Origin of the sequence: Limosilactobacillus coleohominis (assembly GCF_016901675.1) — a bacterium.
In the GTDB taxonomy this organism is placed as follows: Bacteria; Bacillota; Bacilli; order Lactobacillales; family Lactobacillaceae; genus Limosilactobacillus; species Limosilactobacillus intestinavium.
The window spans coordinates 1-240 of the sequence record NZ_JACJKU010000215.1 but is presented as its reverse complement, the minus strand read 5'-3'; the positions used below and the strand labels follow the sequence as shown (position 1 = coordinate 240).

1 protein-coding gene is annotated in these 240 nt (G+C 42.9%); it reads left to right on the top strand.

From position 1 onward, the window contains the following. Positions 1-240: integrase core domain-containing protein (locus H5975_RS08560; RefSeq protein WP_204785654.1), on the top strand; the 240-nt coding region annotated here is incomplete at both ends.

The window sequence follows — 240 nt, the reverse complement described above, 5'->3', positions numbered from 1 at the left end:
GATGGCATTACCAACATCGTGCTTGGCGTAAACTGTTGCGCAAAGGAAAGATCAGACAAAGCATGTCCCATCGAGCAACATGCTTAGATAACGCCGCTTGCGAAACAGTATTTAGTAAATTGAAAGCGGAAATCGAGGCCGATACACGTTATCGCAATCAAGATGAACTAAAACAAGCGGTTGAAGAGTGGCTTCACTTCTATAATGAACGACGCATTCAAACAAAACTAGGCAACCAAA